15 protein-coding genes are annotated in these 15914 nt (G+C 67.2%); 8 read left to right on the top strand and 7 right to left on the bottom strand.

The annotated features are described in order from the left end of the window. Positions 1 to 73: 73 nt before the first annotated feature. Entirely contained in the window at positions 74 to 787 is a 714-nt protein-coding gene (locus ACZ4UU_RS12115) for a DUF5324 family protein (protein ID WP_468038957.1), read from the bottom strand. A 326-nt stretch (positions 788 to 1113) separates the two neighbouring features. Between ACZ4UU_RS12115 and ACZ4UU_RS12110 the strand changes: the two genes are divergently transcribed. Together ACZ4UU_RS12110 and ACZ4UU_RS12105 are read left to right on the top strand one after the other, a co-directional pair. Next, the gene (locus ACZ4UU_RS12110; RefSeq protein ID WP_468038955.1) at positions 1114 to 1647 is read left to right on the top strand and encodes a peptidylprolyl isomerase; all 534 of its coding nucleotides are present in this window, start codon (positions 1114 to 1116) and stop codon (positions 1645 to 1647) included. 120 nt (positions 1648 to 1767) lie between these two features. Further along, complete coding sequence (locus ACZ4UU_RS12105; protein WP_468038953.1) at positions 1768 to 2655, top strand: rhomboid family intramembrane serine protease; 888 nt, start codon at positions 1768 to 1770, stop codon at positions 2653 to 2655. 280 nt (positions 2656 to 2935) lie between these two features. Here ACZ4UU_RS12105 and crgA read toward each other — a convergent pair whose 3' ends face one another. Next, positions 2936 to 3190, bottom strand: a complete 255-nt coding sequence (gene crgA / locus ACZ4UU_RS12100) for a cell division protein CrgA (RefSeq protein ID WP_030047324.1) — start codon at positions 3188 to 3190, stop codon at positions 2936 to 2938. Positions 3191 to 3331: 141 nt separating this feature from the next. Between crgA and ACZ4UU_RS12095 the strand changes: the two genes are divergently transcribed. The 6 genes from ACZ4UU_RS12095 to ACZ4UU_RS12070 are packed head-to-tail and all read left to right on the top strand — an operon-like array spanning position 3332 to position 7787. Beyond that, positions 3332 to 4108 (top strand): DUF881 domain-containing protein, encoded by a 777-nt coding sequence (locus tag ACZ4UU_RS12095; RefSeq protein ID WP_468038951.1) that lies wholly within the window; start codon positions 3332 to 3334, stop codon positions 4106 to 4108. Between the two features lie 29 nt (positions 4109 to 4137). Continuing rightward, positions 4138 to 4863, top strand: a complete 726-nt coding sequence (locus tag ACZ4UU_RS12090) for a class E sortase (RefSeq protein WP_468038949.1) — start codon at positions 4138 to 4140, stop codon at positions 4861 to 4863. Between the two features lie 17 nt (positions 4864 to 4880). Beyond that, positions 4881 to 5078 (top strand): hypothetical protein, encoded by a 198-nt coding sequence (locus ACZ4UU_RS12085; RefSeq protein ID WP_468039219.1) that lies wholly within the window; start codon positions 4881 to 4883, stop codon positions 5076 to 5078. After that, entirely contained in the window at positions 5075 to 5713 is a 639-nt protein-coding gene (locus ACZ4UU_RS12080) for an aminodeoxychorismate/anthranilate synthase component II (RefSeq protein ID WP_383449695.1), read from the top strand. Before ACZ4UU_RS12085 ends, ACZ4UU_RS12080 begins: the two co-directional genes overlap by 4 nt. Then, positions 5710 to 6990: a class E sortase gene (locus tag ACZ4UU_RS12075; RefSeq protein WP_468038947.1), complete on the top strand. Its 1281-nt coding sequence runs from the start codon at positions 5710 to 5712 to the stop codon at positions 6988 to 6990. Before ACZ4UU_RS12080 ends, ACZ4UU_RS12075 begins: the two co-directional genes overlap by 4 nt. A 14-nt stretch (positions 6991 to 7004) precedes the next feature. Beyond that, complete coding sequence (locus ACZ4UU_RS12070; RefSeq protein ID WP_468038945.1) at positions 7005 to 7787, top strand: class E sortase; 783 nt, start codon at positions 7005 to 7007, stop codon at positions 7785 to 7787. A 92-nt stretch (positions 7788 to 7879) separates the two neighbouring features. On the opposite strand, the gene ACZ4UU_RS12065 is transcribed toward ACZ4UU_RS12070, so the two are convergent. From ACZ4UU_RS12065 to ACZ4UU_RS12045, 5 genes are all read right to left on the bottom strand, one after another. After that, a complete protein-coding gene (locus ACZ4UU_RS12065) occupies positions 7880 to 8920 on the bottom strand; it encodes a restriction endonuclease (protein ID WP_468038943.1) in 1041 nt (346 codons plus the stop codon). Positions 8921 to 9121: 201 nt separating this feature from the next. Then, a complete protein-coding gene (pknB, locus tag ACZ4UU_RS12060) occupies positions 9122 to 11146 on the bottom strand; it encodes a Stk1 family PASTA domain-containing Ser/Thr kinase (RefSeq protein ID WP_468038941.1) in 2025 nt (674 codons plus the stop codon). Positions 11147 to 11315: 169 nt separating this feature from the next. Then, a complete protein-coding gene (locus ACZ4UU_RS12055; protein ID WP_468038939.1) occupies positions 11316 to 12791 on the bottom strand; it encodes a peptidoglycan D,D-transpeptidase FtsI family protein in 1476 nt (491 codons plus the stop codon). Continuing rightward, complete coding sequence (locus ACZ4UU_RS12050) at positions 12788 to 14230, bottom strand: FtsW/RodA/SpoVE family cell cycle protein (protein ID WP_468038937.1); 1443 nt, start codon at positions 14228 to 14230, stop codon at positions 12788 to 12790. Before ACZ4UU_RS12050 ends, ACZ4UU_RS12055 begins: the two co-directional genes overlap by 4 nt. A 27-nt stretch (positions 14231 to 14257) precedes the next feature. Further along, positions 14258 to 15835 carry a Stp1/IreP family PP2C-type Ser/Thr phosphatase gene (locus ACZ4UU_RS12045; RefSeq protein ID WP_468039213.1) on the bottom strand — a complete coding sequence of 526 codons (1578 nt, stop codon included), beginning with the start codon at positions 15833 to 15835 and terminating at the stop codon, positions 14258 to 14260. Positions 15836 to 15914: the final 79 nt, after the last annotated feature.

Genomic DNA, 15914 nt, shown 5'->3' with positions numbered 1-15914 from the left:
GTGGGGCGGGAGGCCCTCAAGTCTCCCGCCCCACAGCGTAGTTCGATGCTCAGGCCGTCACCGGCCCATCACATCACAGGCCCTCGTCACGCCGGGCCTCTTCCTCCTCGGCTTCCTTCACCTGCACCTCAGGATCGAGGACAGACTGGCCGCTGCCGTCCACCGACGACAAACGGTCCGCCTCGGGCACCTCGGTCGCGGCCGGAGGCTCGACCAACCAGTCAGGGTTGGCCTGCTTGTCCCACCACTTCCAAGCGGCGAAGGCGCCACCCGCCAGAACGCCGAGCACCGCCAGCACCTTCGCGGCACGCCCCGCCTTGGCACGCCGCTGATGCTTACGGACCAGCTTCTGGACCTCCTTCGGCGAGACCTGACCGCGCAACGCGGCCAACGCGGCCGCACCACGCGCAGTGGCCTCGTCCCTCACAGGCCCGGCCGCGGCCACCGCCTGCTCCAGCTTCGGCCGAGAGTAAACGGCGGCCTGCCGGGCAGCCTGACGCGTACGAACGGCAGCCTCATGAGCGGCTTGGTCGACCTTCGGCGGCACATGTGCACGAGCCTGCTCCAAGCGCGGCGCGACATACGTGCCGTACTGCATAAGGGCCTGCGCGCGGGCCTGCTCGGTGGCCTGCGTCACCTTCGGCGCGAGCCGTACGCGTGCCTCGTGTGCGTAGTGCGTAGCCCTGTCCTTGGCGGTGTCGGCGTAGGGCGCCACCACTTCCGCGGCGTGCAGCACGCTGTCCTTCGCCGAGCCGGTCGCGGCGCGCACGCTGTCGATGCGGGTCACGGGTTCCTCCTCCTCGGTGGCGTACGGTAATTCGACTTTCCACCCTTTTACGGATCATGCCTGCCGGAACGCTCTGCGGCATGTGAGGGCGGGCATATGGGTGCCGATACGCTTGATCAAGTGCAATAACGGACCAATGCGAGGCAACGGTGGCTTGTCGTCGACAATGCCACGGATCTGCCCGCCGCGCCCCCGCCACGGACCGACTCGATGGGTTTTCTGCAAGGAATCAGCCCGGTTGCGTGCGGGTGAACGAACGCCGGGCACCGGACACCACCGTTCATGCGAGGATCGGGGAGTCACAGGCAGACAACGGAAGGCAGATCGTGGCCGAGCAGCTCTACGCCACCCTGAAGACCAACCACGGCGACATCGAGGTCCGGCTCCTCCCGAACCACGCGCCGATCACGGTCAAGAACTTCGTCGAACTTGCCCAGGGCGAGCGTGAGTGGACGAACCCCACCACCGGCGAGAAGTCCACGGCCAAGCTCTACGACGGCACGGTCTTCCACCGCGTCATCAGCGGCTTCATGATCCAGGGCGGCGACCCCCTCGGCAACGGCACCGGCGGCCCCGGCTACCAGTTCCAGGACGAGTTCCACCCCGACCTCCGCTTCGACAAGCCCTACCTGCTCGCCATGGCCAACGCCGGCCCGGCCACCAACGGCTCCCAGTTCTTCATCACCGTCTCCCCGACCACCTGGCTGAACCGCAAACACACCATCTTCGGCGAGGTCACCGACCCCGCCAGCCAGAAGACCGTCGACACCATCGCCGCCGTGCAGACCAACCCGCGCACCGACCGCCCCGTCAACGACATCGTCATCGAGTCGGTCGTCATCGAGACCCGCGAGAACTGAGACCACGACGCGAACAGCGCCCGACACCTCCCGCAGGGAACCAAACGCCCCGCTCGTCCGTAAGGATGAGCGGGGCGGTGTATGAGGACGTGCACCGCGTACGACGACCTAGGGGACCTCATGGACCAGCCGGCAGGCAGCCCGCAGGACGCCCAGAGCCTGCCCGTCTGCTACCGCCACCCCGACCGCGAGACCGGCATCCGCTGCACCCGCTGCGAACGCCCCATCTGCCCCGAATGCATGGTCAACGCCTCCGTCGGCTTCCAATGCCCCAACTGCGTCCGCACCGGCTCCGGCACCGGCCACGCCCCCAGCGCCTCCCAGCCCCGCACCCTGGCAGGGGGCACCCTCACCGCCGACCCCCGCCTCCTCACCAAGATCCTCATCGGGATCAACCTGGCGATCTTCATCGCCGTCCAGACCAGCGACGCGCTCCTGAACGACCTGGTCCTCCTCGGAGCATGGCCACCGGAGCCGTACACACCCACCCAAGGCGTCGCGGGAGGCGAGTGGTACCGCCTGGTCACCTCGATGTTCACCCACGAGGCACCCTGGCACCTCGGCTTCAACATGCTCAGCCTCTGGTGGCTCGGCGGCCCCCTGGAAACCGCCCTCGGCCGCGCCCGCTACCTCACGGTCTACTTCGTCTCCGGCCTCGCAGGCAGTGCCCTCGCCTACCTCCTTGCCTCACCGACCACCGCCACGCTCGGCGCCTCCGGCGCCATCTTCGGCCTGTTCGGCGCCACCGCCGTCCTCATGCGGCGCCTCAACTACGACATGCGGCCGATCATCGCCCTGCTGGTGATCAACCTGATCTTCACCTTCGCCCCAGGATTCAACATCTCCTGGCAGGCCCACATCGGTGGCCTCGTCGCCGGCGTCATCACGGGCTACGCGATGGTCCACGCCCCACGTGGGCACCGGGCACTGATCCAGTACGGCACATGCGCGCTGGTCCTGGCCGTCGTAGTGCTCCTGACCCTGCTCAGGACTGCCCAGCTCACTTAACGCGCCCTGTTGTCCACAGTGGGTGCCGGATCTTGTGCACACTGTGCGGGAACAGCTGTGCCCCCTGCTACCGAGCCGCGTTTCCGCAGGTCAGGCAGGGGGCGAACAGGTTTTCTGTTGGGGCGCTGGGCTGGTAATTCGTCACACCGGCGTCAACAGTCGATGGGTTATCCACAGATCGTCTTTTCTTTTTCAACACTGTGGACAACGGCTGTGGATAACTCAGCGGATAGCCCTGGGCAGAGCTGCGTTCACCGTGCGGTGACCGCCCGTTCGACGGCTACTTCCACTGGGTGGAGACGCCGAAGCCGGCGGCGATGAAGCCGAAGCCCACGACGATGTTCCAGTTGCCCAGAGCGTCGATGGGCAGCGAACCGTCCGTCACGTAGAAGACGACGATCCAGGCCAGGCCGATGAGGAACATGGCCAGCATCACGGGCGCGACCCAGGCGCGGCTGTTCAGCTTGATGGCGGTCGCCTGCTTCGACGGCGGCGGCGTGTAGTCGGCCTTCTTGCGGATACGTGACTTCGGCACGAGGGTCTCTCCTGTCGATGCGCTGCGTGGCCGCGCAGGGAACTGTGGCTGGCTCGGGGCAGCGTACAAGGGGACTCTGATTGCTCCCCCGGGCGTCCGTTAGCGTAGTGCTTCCGCGGCGCCGAAGGAGATAAGGGTACGTTGAGCAATTCTGCCGACTCCCCCGGGGCGGGATCCAGTCCTGTCCGTGGCCGATTCCGGCCGGTGCGGGTGCTGACCGCGGCCGTCTTCGCTCTCGCGGGGCTCATTTTCTTCACCAGTTTCAACACGGCCAAGGGCACGAATATCCGTACGGACGCCTCGCTGCTGAAGCTGTCGGACCTCATCCAGGAGCGCAGTCACAAGAACGGCCAGCTCGACGAGTCCAACGCGGTCCTGCGGGACGACGTGGAGGCGCTTGCCGAGCGTGACGACGGCAGTACGAAGGCCGAGGACGACAAGCTGGCGGCGCTGGAGGAGAACGCGGGAACGCAGAAGCTGAGTGGTGAGGCGATCTCGGTCACGCTGAACGACGCGCCGCCGGACGCTACGGCCAAGCTCCCTGGCTATCCGGAGCCGCAGCCCGACTACCTGGTCATTCACCAGCAGGATCTCCAGGCGGTGGTCAACGCGCTGTGGCAGAGCGGTGCCAAGGGGATCAAGGTGATGGACCAGCGGTTGATCTCCACGAGCGCGGTGCGTTGCGTGGGCAACACGCTGATTCTCCAGGGCCGGGTCTACTCGCCGCCGTACAAGATCACGGCGGTCGGGGATCCGGAGAGGATGCAGAAGGCGCTGGCGGCGTCGCAGGCGATTCAGAACTACATGGTGTACGTCAATGTCTACGGTCTCGGCTGGAAAGTCACCGAGGACGGGACGGTGACTCTGCCGGGTTACTCGGGCACAGTGGATCTGCAGTACGCCAAGCCTGTGGAGTGAGCCCGCTCTAGCCCTCTCTGGAGCTGCCGGTGCGTGTCGTCGTCAGGACCGTCAGCGAGCTGTGTATCACCGTGGGCACTGTGATCGTCCTGTTCGTCGCTTATGTGCTGTTCTGGACCGGCGTGAAGGCCGACCACGTCATGGACGATCAGATCGACCGGTTACAGGAGCAGTGGGCGCAGGGGGCGGTGCGTCCGACTGCTGCGGCGCCTGGTGGTGAGGCCGGGGATGAGGCGGGTCGTGATGCGGGCGCGCCGGGGAGTCCGCCGAGTCCTGGCCCGTACAGCGCGGACAAGCCTTTCGCGATCATGTACATCCCGCGTCTTGGTTTCACGTGGAACAAGCCGGTGCTCGAAGGCACCGCCACCGGGACCTTGAAGAAGGGGCTCGGTCACTACGCGAGCACCGCGCAGCTGGGGCAGAAGGGCAACTTCTCGGTGGCGGGTCACCGGCGTACGTACGGTGATCCCTTCAAGGACTTTCCGCGGCTGCGGCCCGGCGACGCCGTGGTTCTGACCGACGGGACCACCTGGTTCACGTATCGGATCGACAAAGGCCCCTACAAAACCCTGCCCACGGACATTGAGGTGATCGACGCTGTGCCCCGTAAGTCGGGGTACACGCGTGAGGGCCGCTATCTGACTCTGACCACGTGTGATCCGGAGTGGGGGCACAGCCACCGGCTGATCGTGTGGGCCCATCTGGACTCCACCCAGCCTGTGGAGGCCGGGAAACCGGAGGCGTTGCGCCGTTAGTCTGTTGGCTGTACGGCGTGAGTCTGGTGCCGTGGTGCGACGGAAGGGACGGCATGTACGGCTGGATCTGGCGGCATCTGCCGGGGAATGCGTGGGTGAGGGCGCTGATCTCGCTCGCTCTGGTCGTGGCCGTGGTCTACGTCCTGTTCAACTACGTCTTCCCATGGGCCGAACCGCTGCTGCCCTTCAACGATGTGACGGTGGAGGGCGAGTGAGCGCGCGCATTCTTGTCGTGGACAACTACGACAGCTTTGTCTTCAACCTGGTCCAGTACCTTTACCAGCTGGGTGCCGAGTGCGAGGTGCTGCGCAACGACGAGGTGTCGACGGCGCATGCCCAGGACGGTTTCGACGGTGTGCTGCTGTCGCCGGGGCCGGGGACGCCGGAGGAGGCGGGGGTGTGCGTGGACATGGTCCGGCACTGTGCCTCGACCGGGGTGCCGGTCTTCGGTGTCTGTCTCGGGATGCAGTCGATGCAGGTGGCGTACGGCGGTGTGGTGGATCGTGCGCCGGAGCTGCTGCACGGCAAGACGTCGCTGGTGGAGCATGAGGGCAAGGGTGTCTTCGCGGGCCTGCCGACGCCGTTCACGGCGACCCGCTACCACTCCCTGGCGGCGGAGCCGGGGACGGTGCCGGCCGAGCTGGAGGTCACGGCTCGTACGCACGACGGGATCATCATGGGGCTGCGGCACCGTGAACTGCGGGTCGAGGGTGTGCAGTTCCACCCTGAGTCGGTTCTGACCGAGCATGGGCACCGGATGCTGGCCAACTGGCTGGTGGAGTGCGGCGACCAGGGTGCGGTGGCGAGGTCTGCGGGGCTCGCCCCGGTGGTGGGCAGGGCCACGGCGTGACCGCGCTGCGCCCCGAGCGCGAGTCCGGCGCCTCGTACGGGGAGTCCTTCACGGACTCCTACGGTGGCGCCGGCGACCAGGGCACCTCGTACGGGCAGCAGCCGTACGAGGGCTCCGGTGCGCTCGGGGAGTGGCAGGGCGGGGAGGACTACGTCTCGCAGGCGCAGGCGCGTGCGCATGCCCAGGGGGGCGAGGGGTATGGCGCTGATGGCTACGGCGGTGACGGTTATGCCGCTGATGGTTATGGGGGTGACGGTTATGGCGGCGGGTCCTATGAGGAGTCGTACGAGGCGTACGAGTCGTACGAGGAGCCGTATGCGGAGCCGTACATACCCCCTGTCGACGACGAGACCGTAGCGCTGCGGATAGCGGATCCGCCCTCTGCCGGCGAGTCCATATCGGCTTCTGCCGCCTCTTCCGTCGCTTCGGCCACCGGAACCCCGACTGGTGGCCGTGCGGCCCGTAGAAAGGCAGCCAAGCGGCGTCATGGGCGCCATGGGGGTTCCCGGCAGGAGTCGGAGGCCGAGGAGACGGACTCGGGCTCGGAGAGTTCCGGCGCGCCGCTCTCGCGGATGGAGGCCCGTAGGCAGGCGAAGGCGCGTAAGCCCAGTCCGGGGGTGCTGGCCAGCCGGGCGATCGGTGAGGTGTTCATCACCACCGGTGTGCTGATGCTGCTGTTCGTGAGCTACCAGCTGTGGTGGACGAACGTCCGGGCGCATGCGCAGGCGGACAAGGAGGCGAGCAGCCTTCAGGACGACTGGGCGAGCGGCAAGCGCAGTCCGGGGACGTTCGAGCCGGGGCAGGGCTTCGCCATCCTGCACATCCCGAAGCTGGACGTCGTCGTCCCGATCGCCGAGGGCGTCAGCAACAAGAAGGTGCTCGACCGGGGCATGGTCGGTCATTACGGCGAGGGCAAGCTGAAGACGGCGATGCCGGACGCCAAGACCGGGAACTTCGGGTTGGCCGGGCATCGCAACACCCATGGTGAACCGTTCCGGTACGTCAACCGGCTCTCGCAGGGCGACGCGATCGTCGTGGAGACGCAGGACAAGTACTTCGTGTACAAGATGGCGTCGATCCTGCCGGTGACGTCGCCGAGCAATGTGAGTGTGCTGGATCCGGTTCCGCCGGGGTCGGGGTTCACCAAGGCGGGCCGTTACATCACACTCACCACGTGTACGCCGGAGTTCACCAGCAAGTACCGGTTGATCGTCTGGGGCAAGATGGTCGAGGAACGGCCGCGCAGCAAGGGCAAGCCGGATGCGCTCGTCAGTTAGGGCAGATGAAAAAAGTGGCAGCCACCACCGACGGCACGGACACCTCTGACGGCACGGCGGAGGACACGGCCGCCCCCGCGTCACGGCGCCGCCCGGCGCGCCGCCGCGGCATGGGCCGGATCGCGATGGCGGTCAGCGTGTTCGGCGAGCTTCTCATCACGGCGGGCCTGGTGCTGGGGCTGTTCGTCGTCTACTCGCTGTGGTGGACGAACGTCGTCGCTGATCGCGCGGCGGCGAAGCAGGCCGACAAGGTGCGTGACATCTGGGCCCACCAGGACGACGAGGGCTCCGGCCGTCCCGCCGAGTTCGACTCGAAGAACGGCATCGGATTCCTGCACGTGCCCACGATGAGCGGGGACGACATCCTGGTCGAGAAGGGCACGTCGTCGAAGATCCTCAACGACGGCGTCGCCGGCTACTACACCGACCCGGTCAAGGCGACCCTGCCGACCTCGGGCAAGAAGGGCAATTTCTCGGTGGCCGCCCACCGGGACGGGCACGGCGCGGAGTTCCACAACATCCACAAGATCGAGAAGGGCGACCCGATCGTCTTCGAGACGAAGGACAAGTGGTACGTCTACAAGGTGTACGGCATCCTTCCCGAGACCTCGAAGTACAACGTCAAGGTCCTCTCCGCCATCCCGAAGGAGTCGGGCAAGACGAAGGCGGGCCACTACATCACGCTGACGACCTGCACGCCGGTGTACACGAGCCGGTACCGGTACATCGTGTGGGGAGAGCTGGAGCGGGTGGAGAAGGTGGATGCGCAGCGGACGTTGCCGGAGGAGTTGCGCTGACTGAGCTCCTTGCGGGAGGTCGGTCACCTAGCATGGCGGAGGCCCGAAGCCGCAACTTACCTTTGCGGCTTCGGGCCCTTGGCATGTGATGTCTATCGCAGGGCCGGGAGGCGGGCTCCTGCGCTCCACGCCTCCAATTCGTCGCGGTTTACGGTGATGACTCCGCTCAGGTCAGCGATTGCTTGTGCCTCGCTGCTGAAGTTGCATGTGGCGACGAAGAGCGCGATATCCACTTGCCCGATCGCGCATGCCGCTCCGGCGAACTTCTGCATCTCGGCGCTGGGGACGGACACACGGCCGGTCCGGTTCTTGCACTGGACGGCCACGCTGTGGCCGTCCGCGGTGTGCCCGGTGATGTCGATACCCCGGTCGCTGTGGGCCTGTCGTACGACGACGCCCGTGCAGCCGTCCCGGCGCAACAGATCGGCGACGTGGCGTTCGAAGGCCTGCCAGGTCATGGCGGCGATGGAGGCGCGTACCTGGTCTGTCGGTGACTCTCCTTCCAGGGTGCTGATCCGCCGGTGGTGCCAGCACAGTTTGCGCTCGACGTTCTGGATGTCCTCGCGGAGCTCGATGAGTTCGCGGCGGTGTTCGCCGGAGGTGGCGATCAGTGCGTTGAACATCGGCACGACGGTCTTGCCGAGGATGTGGGTGATGCGCTGGTCGATGCGGGCGTCGAGGGAGGCGATGTCGGTGGGGGGCGGGTTTTCCACAGGCTGTGTGCGGGCCGCATACTCCATGTCGAGGAGGTACACACGCACCTGACGTGCGACTTCGCTGTCGCGGAGGAGCATGGCGATGTTGAGGACGGCTCGGCGCGGGTAGAGCGTGAGGCTCGACCGAGGCTGTGGATAACCTCCCGGAAAGCGTGACAAGACGTCACGCTTGAATTGTGCGAGCTCAGAGCCCTGGAGCGTCACCATTCCATTGCACAACAGCTCATCGTGATGGCGTGCCTTGAGCTGGCGGACCGCCTCGGTGGTGACCCCGAAGTACGCCGCAACCATCGCCGTGGTCACATGCATCCCGTCCGGCAGCAGCGACAGCGCCTTCACCCTGTCGAGGACGTCTGTTCGTTCCAGCACGCTGTCGCGCAGGCTCTTGGACTCCAGCAGTGCCGATTGGTCGATCACGTTCTGCCCTTCCGTTCACGGTGTAGCCGTATGGCCAGGGCAGAGCTCTGATTCCCCACCCCACCCTGTCAACGAGCCGTGAAGTGGGAAGGCACGAGCGATAGGGGAACGGGTTTCCGAGCCTCGCCCGGTCGCGGGAGGGGCATGGCTGAGCCCCGGCACCCTGTTCAGGGCGCCGGGGCTCAGCTGTGTGCGTGAGGGTCAGTCCTCCGTGCGGGCGGACGTTCCGGTCACGCCGCCGAAGATCTGGCCGCCGTTGTTCCCGCCGTTGTTGCCGCCGTTGCCGCCGGCGCCGAAGGTGGTCAGCGTCACCTGGGTGTTTGCCGGGTCGTCGACCTCCTGGTCGGCGTCCGGGTCCTGGTCGGTGACGAAGGCGGTGTCGCTCTGGTCGCTGCCGTCGGCGAACTGGATGTTGGTGAAGCCGCTGGCCGCCAGGATCTGCTTGGCCTGGCCGACCGTGCGTCCGACCACGTTCGGCACCTTGGCCTTCTGCGCGGCCTGCTTGCCGATCTGGATGTTCACCGTCGAGTTCTTGTCCGCCTGGCTGCCGGCCTCCGGCGAGGTCGCGATGACCTTGCCGACCTGGTTCGGGTCCTGGGTCTCGACCTCGGTGCAGTTGCCGACCAGGTTGTTGGCCGTCATCTGGGCCTTCGCCTCGTCGCAGGTCTTGCCGAGGACCGCCGGGACGGTGGACTTCTCCTCTTCCTTGGCGACGGTGAGGGTGATCGTCGAGCCCTTCTCGACCTCCTCGCCCCGCCGCGGGTCCTGGTCGAGGACGGTGCCGGGATCGTCGGAGGACACCTCACGCGTCTCCGTCTTGATGTCGAAGTCGTAGTCGGCGCCCTCGAGCTGCGTCCTGGCGTCTTCCAGGCTCAGACCGATCACGCTCGGCACCGTCACCTTCGGGGCGCCGGTGGAGATGACCAGGTTGATGATGGACTGCTTCTTCACCTTCTCGCCGGGCTGCTTGTCCTGAGTGCAGACCTTGCCCTTGACCTGGTCCTCACAGGGCTTCTCCGTGAACTCGAGTTTGAGTTCGGCGTTCGTGGCCGCTTGGCTGGCTTCAGTCTTGGTGTTGCTCACGAAGTCGGGGACGGACGTGGTGTCGTTGGCCACCCCATCCCCCGCGAAGATCCACTTACCGATCAGAACCGCGCCCACCAGCACCAGCACGGCCGCGACGACCAGCAGGATCGTCGAGGTGTTGGACTTCTTCTGGCGGCGTCGGTCGACGCGGTCGTCGTAGCCGTAGCCGCCGTCGTCCGGGTTCATGGGCGGCAGCATCGACGTGGCGCCGGCGTCCGTGGCGCGCAGGGCCGTGGTCGGCTGGTCGTCGGGGTAGCCGCCGTAGCCCACGGAACCCATGGCCGCGGTCGCCGCCACCGGCTGGCCGTCGAGGCAGGCCTCGATGTCGGCGCGCATCTCGTCGGCCGACTGGTAGCGGTAGTTGGGGTCCTTGGTGAGGGCCTTCAGCACGATCGCGTCCATCTCGGGCGTGATCTCGGGGTCGAAGACCGACGGGGCCTGGGCCTCCTCACGGACGTGCTGGTAGGCGACGGCCACCGGGGAGTCGCCGACGAAGGGCGGGCGGACCGTCAGGAGCTCGTACAGCAGGCAGCCGGTCGAGTACAGGTCGGACCTCGCGTCGACCTGCTCGCCCTTCGCCTGTTCCGGCGAGAGGTACTGGGCGGTGCCGATGACGGCGGCGGTCTGGGTCATCGTCATGCCGGAGTCGCCCATGGCGCGGGCGATGCCGAAGTCCATCACCTTGACCTGGCCGTTGCGCGTCAGCATGACGTTGGCCGGCTTGATGTCGCGGTGGACGATGCCGCTGCGGTGGGCGTACTCGAGGCCCTGGAGGATGCCGATGGTCATCTCCATGGCGCGCTCCGGCAGCAGCTTGCGGCCGGAGTGAAGAAGCTCACGCAGCGTGGAGCCGTCCACGTACTCCATGACGATGTACGGGATCGACACGTTGTCGATGTAGTCCTCGCCCGTGTCGTAGACCGCGACGATCGCGGGATGGTTGAGCGAGGCGGCCGACTGGGCCTCCCGGCGGAACCGGGCCTGGAATGACGGGTCGCGCGCGAGGTCCGCTCGCAGCGTCTTCACCGCCACGGTGCGGCCGAGGCGGGTGTCATGTGCGAGGTAGACCTCCGCCATGCCACCACGACCGAGCACCTGGCCCAGTTCGTACCGGCCGCCGAGGCGACGCGGCTCTTCCATAGCTACCTACCAGCCCTCTCCGTCGGTCCCGCCGTCACCCTTGTGGGTGTGGCGGTGGTCCGTCCGGGCATACCGTACCCGGCTCGTCTTGTGTGACCTGGCCAAGCCCGTAACCCGATACAGGACCGGTATCGCAACGTGCACCGATGTGAAGGGGACGTGAGCGGGGTCACTTCTTGCTGTCGATGACCGCCTCCATGACGCTCTTGGCGATGGGGGCCGCGAGGCCGCCGCCGGAGATGTCGTCGCGGACCGCGTTGTCGTCCTCGATCACCACGGCCACGGCCACCGGCGAGCTGTTGTCGCTGAGCTTGGCGTAGGAGATGAACCACGCGTAGGGGTTCTCGCTGTTCTCCACGCCGTGCTGGGCGGTACCGGTCTTGCCGCCGACCTTGACGCCGTCGATCCGGGCGTTCTTGCCGGTGCCGTCCTCGACGACCGTCTCCATCATCGACTGGAGGATCTGGGCGTTCTCCGGCGACAGCGGCTGGCTCAGCTCCTCGGGGTCGGTCTTCTCGAGGGCGTCGAAGTTGTGCGTCTGGAGTTCGTCGACCATGTACGGCTTCATCAGGGTGCCGTTGTTGGCGACCGCCGAGGCCACCATGGCCATCTGCAGCGGGGTGGCGGCGGTGTTGAACTGGCCGATGGAGGACAGCGCGGTCTGCGAGGGGTTCATGTCGTCGGAGAAGACCGACGCGCTGGTGCGGGTCGGCGTGAACTGCTCCTCGGTGAAGCCGAACTTCTTGGCTTCCTCCAGCATCTTGTCGTTGCCGAGGTCGGAGCCGATCTTGCCGAAGACGGTGTTGCAGGAGTACTGGAGGGCGACGCGCAGGGTGGCGTTCTCGCAGGGGATGTTGCCCTCGTTGGGCAGCTTGGTGGTGGTGCCCTCCATGACCCACGGGTCCGGCGACTTCGTCTTCTCGTCGGCGGTGGTGTACAGGCCGTTCTCCAGGGCCGCGGCGGCGGTGACGACCTTGAAGGTGGAGCCGGGCGGGTAGACCTCGCGCAGCGCCCGGTTGAGCATCGGGTCGTCGGGGTTGTTCTTCTTCTGGAGCTTCTTCCAGGCCTCTTCGTCGGCGGTGCTGCCACCGGCGATCGTGGAGGGGTCGTACGACGGGAAGGAGGCCAGCGCCAGGATCTTGCCGGTGGCGGGTTCGATGGCGGCGACGGCGCCCTTGCCGCCCTGCTTCTTCAGACCGTCGTAGGCGGCCTTCTGCGCGGCGGCGTTGAGGGTGGTGACGACGTTGCCGCCCTCCTTCTCCTTACCCGTGATCATGTCGAGGGTGTTGCGGAAGAAGAGCCGGTCGTCGGTGCCGCTGAGGATGCCGTCCTGGATGGACTCCAGCTGGTTGGCGCCGTAGGCCTGCGAGACGAAGCCGGTGACGGGCGCCCACATGGCGCCGTTCTTGTACGTGCGCTTGAACTTGAAGTCGCCCGAGGTGGTCTCGGTGTGCCCGGTGATCGGGTTGCCGCCGACGATTATGTCGCCGCGGGGGGTGGCGTAGCGGGCGATGAGGACGCGGCGGTTCTTGGGGTCCTCTTTCAGGCTGTCGGCCTTGACGTACTGGAGCCAGTTGTCCCGGATGAGCAGGGTGAGGACGAGAAGGCCGCAGAAGATCGCGATCCGGCGCAGGGGCTTGTTCATGACGGGCGGACCACCTGGGTCATCTCGGCGTCGGGGCTGGGGGCGGGGGCGGGCGCCGGGCGGCGGGCGGTGTCGCTGATACGCATCAGGATGCCGATGAGGGCCCAGTTGGCGAGCACGGAGGAACCGCCGTAGGCCAGGAACGGCATGGTCATACCGGTCAGCGGGATGAGGCCCATGACACCGCCTGCCACGACGAAGACCTGGAGGGCGAAGGCGCCGGAGAGGCCGACGGCGAGCAGCTTGCCGAAGGGGTCGCGGGCGGCGAGGGCGGTGCGTACGCCGCGCTCCACGATCAATGCGTACAGCAGCAGTAGCGCCATGACGCCTGCAAGGCCGAGTTCCTCGCCGAAGGTGGCGAGGATGAAGTCGGAGTTGGCGGCGAAGCGGATGAGCTCGGAGTGGCCTTGGCCCCAGCCGGTGCCGAGTGTGCCGCCGGAGCCGAACGCCCACAGGGCCTGCATGGCCTGCTCGGAGTGGCCGACGACGCCCGCCTGGCTGAGCGTGTACTCACGCATCGGGTCGAGCCAGGCGTCCACGCGCTGCTGGATGTGCGGTTCGAAGGACGCCACGCCCACGGCGCCGACCGCGGACATCAGCAGACCGAAGACGATCCAGCTGGTCCGCTCGGTGGCGACGTACAGCATGATGACGAACATTCCGAAGAACAGCAGCGACGTACCGAGGTCGGTCTCGAAGACCAGGATCAGGATCGACATCGCCCAGACGACGAGGATCGGGCCGAGGTCGCGGCCGCGCGGCAGGTACAGGCCCATGAAGCGGCGGCTGGCGAGGGCGAGGGCGTCGCGCTTGACCATCAGGTAGCCGGCGAAGAAGACCGCGAGGACGATCTTTGCGAACTCACCGGGCTGGACGGAGCCGAGGCCGGGGACACGGATCCAGATCTTGGCGCCGAAGACGTCGGCTCCGAGTCCGGGCACCAGCGGCAGCAGGAGTAGCACCAGAGCGGCGAACATCGAGATGTACGTGTAGCGCTGCAGGACGCGGTGGTCCTTGAGGAAGATCAGCACGACGACGAACAGTGCGATGCCGAGCGCGGTGTACAGCAGTTGTCGGGGCGCGGCCGTGACGTAGGTGGGCAGCGACTGCAGCAGCTTCGACTGGTCCAGCCGCCAGATCGCCACCAGCCCGAGGCCGTTCAGCAGAGTGGCCAGGGGCAGCAGCAGCGGGTCCGCGTACGGCGCGAACTTGCGTACGGCGAGGTGGCCGACGCCGGCCAGCAGGCCGAGGCCGATTCCGTAGCTCAGCAGCCCGGCCGGTACCTCGTCATGGATCGCCAACCCCACATTGGCGTAGGCGAATACCGGAATGACGACCGCGAACACCAGCAGCGCGAGCTCGGTGTTGCGCCTGCTCGGCGCGCCGATCGCGCCGATCGTGGATGTGTGATGCGTCGGCGAGTTCGTAGTACTGCTCATCGTGTGACGGGGCCTCTCACGGCTTGCCTACTGCGTACCGCAGTTCGAGACGACCTTCTGCTCTTCCTCCGAGAGAGTGGGGCCGGGGCTTGGCGTCGCAGTCGGTGTCGGGGAGGTGGTGTTGGGCGGGGTCGAGGGCTTGGACGCCGAGGGGGTCGGTGTCGGTGTCGCCTTGGACGTGAGGGAGGTACGGGTGGTTCCCATGGTGCCTCCGGCCTCGCCCTCGCCGGTCCGGGCGTTCTTCTCGCTCTCGGCGGCCTGCTGCTCGGACCGCTTCTTGCACGCGGAGGCCTGCAGGGCGAGCTCGTCGATTTTCGTCTGGGCGTCCTTCAGGCCGCCCTCGGTGATGGTGTCCTTGACGAGCTTCTGCTGGTAGGGCGGCAGGTACTTGAGTTCGATCTCGGGGTGGTCCTTCTCCACCTTCGACAACGAGACCCAGGCCAGGTCCTGGCTGATCCCCCGGTACAGGGCGACGTGTTCGTTGTTGGCGCCCACGTAGTACTGGGTCTGTGTCCAGCGCCAGCCGCCGTAGAGACCGCCGCCGATCACGCCGAGCGCGAGGGCGATGTAGAGGGATCTCTTCAGCCAGCGGCCCTTGCGGGGTTTGACGAAGTCGTCGTCGGTGTAGTCGCCGTAGCTGCCCGTGGGGACGTAGCCGGTGGTGTCGCCGGAGCCGGGCGGGCCGAACTCGCCGCCTCCGCCGCCCTGTCCGGGTACGTGGCGGCCGAGTCCGGAGGCGCGGCCGGCGGGGGTCTGCATGATGCCGTTGTCGTGCAGGTGGTTCTGGTTCTCGGCGACGGCGCCGACCACGACCGGGGTGTCGGACAGCTGCCCGGCGAGGGTGTCGCCGGTGTCCAGGTCGAGGACGTCGGCGATGATCACGGTGATGTTGTCGGGGCCGCCGCCGCGCAGCGCGAGCTCGATCAGCTGCTGCACGGTCTCCTGGGGGCCCTGGTAGCTGGCGAGGGTGTCCTCGAGGGTCTGGTGGGACACGACGCCGGAGAGGCCGTCGGAGCAGATCAGGTACCGGTCGCCGGCGCGGACCTCGCGGATGGAGAGGTCGGGTTCGACGTGGTCGCCGCTGCCCAGCGCGCGCATCAGGAGGGACCGCTGCGGGTGTGTGGTCGCCTCTTCCTCGGTGATACGGCCTTCGTCGACGAGGCGCTGCACCCAGGTGTGGTCCTGCGTGATCTGGGTGAGGACGCCGTCGCGCAGCAGGTAGGCGCGGGAGTCGCCGACGTGGACGAGGCCGAGGCGCTGTCCGGTCCACAGGAGGGCGGTGAGCGTGGTGCCCATGCCTTCCAGTTGCGGGTCCTCCTCGACCATGGAGCGCAGTTGGTCGTTGGCGCGCTGTACGGCGGTGCCGAGCGAGGTGAGGATGTCGGAGCCGGGGACGTCGTCGTCGAGGGCGACGATCGTGGAGATGGCCTCGGAGGAGGCGACCTCGCCGGCCGCGGCGCCGCCCATGCCGTCGGCGATGGCGAGCAGGCGGGGTCCGGCGTATCCGGAGTCCTCGTTGCCTTCCCGGATCATGCCTTTGTGCGATCCGGCGGCGAAGCGCAGTGACAGACTCATGCGCACCTCGCCCGTCGGCTCCGGGTACATCCGCACGGTGCCCACCCTCCGGTCGGGAGCGCGCCGGGACCCCTGCTGGGGGCCGCCGCTGCGTGCTCGCTCCGCTCGC

Source organism: Streptomyces sp. NPDC028907 (assembly GCF_055564995.1).
Note: the sequence above shows the minus strand (reverse complement) of the source record. Positions and strands in the feature narration are given on the sequence as shown.

Coding starts and splice junctions, on each gene's coding strand:
- ACZ4UU_RS12050 (WP_468038937.1), bottom strand. CDS start 14,230: ATGAGCAGTACTACGAACTCGCCGACGCATCACACATCCACGATCGGC.
- ACZ4UU_RS12105 (WP_468038953.1), top strand. CDS start 1,768: ATGGACCAGCCGGCAGGCAGCCCGCAGGACGCCCAGAGCCTGCCCGTC.
- pknB (WP_468038941.1), bottom strand. CDS start 11,146: ATGGAAGAGCCGCGTCGCCTCGGCGGCCGGTACGAACTGGGCCAGGTG.
- ACZ4UU_RS12055 (WP_468038939.1), bottom strand. CDS start 12,791: ATGAACAAGCCCCTGCGCCGGATCGCGATCTTCTGCGGCCTTCTCGTC.
- ACZ4UU_RS12045 (WP_468039213.1), bottom strand. CDS start 15,835: ATGTACCCGGAGCCGACGGGCGAGGTGCGCATGAGTCTGTCACTGCGC.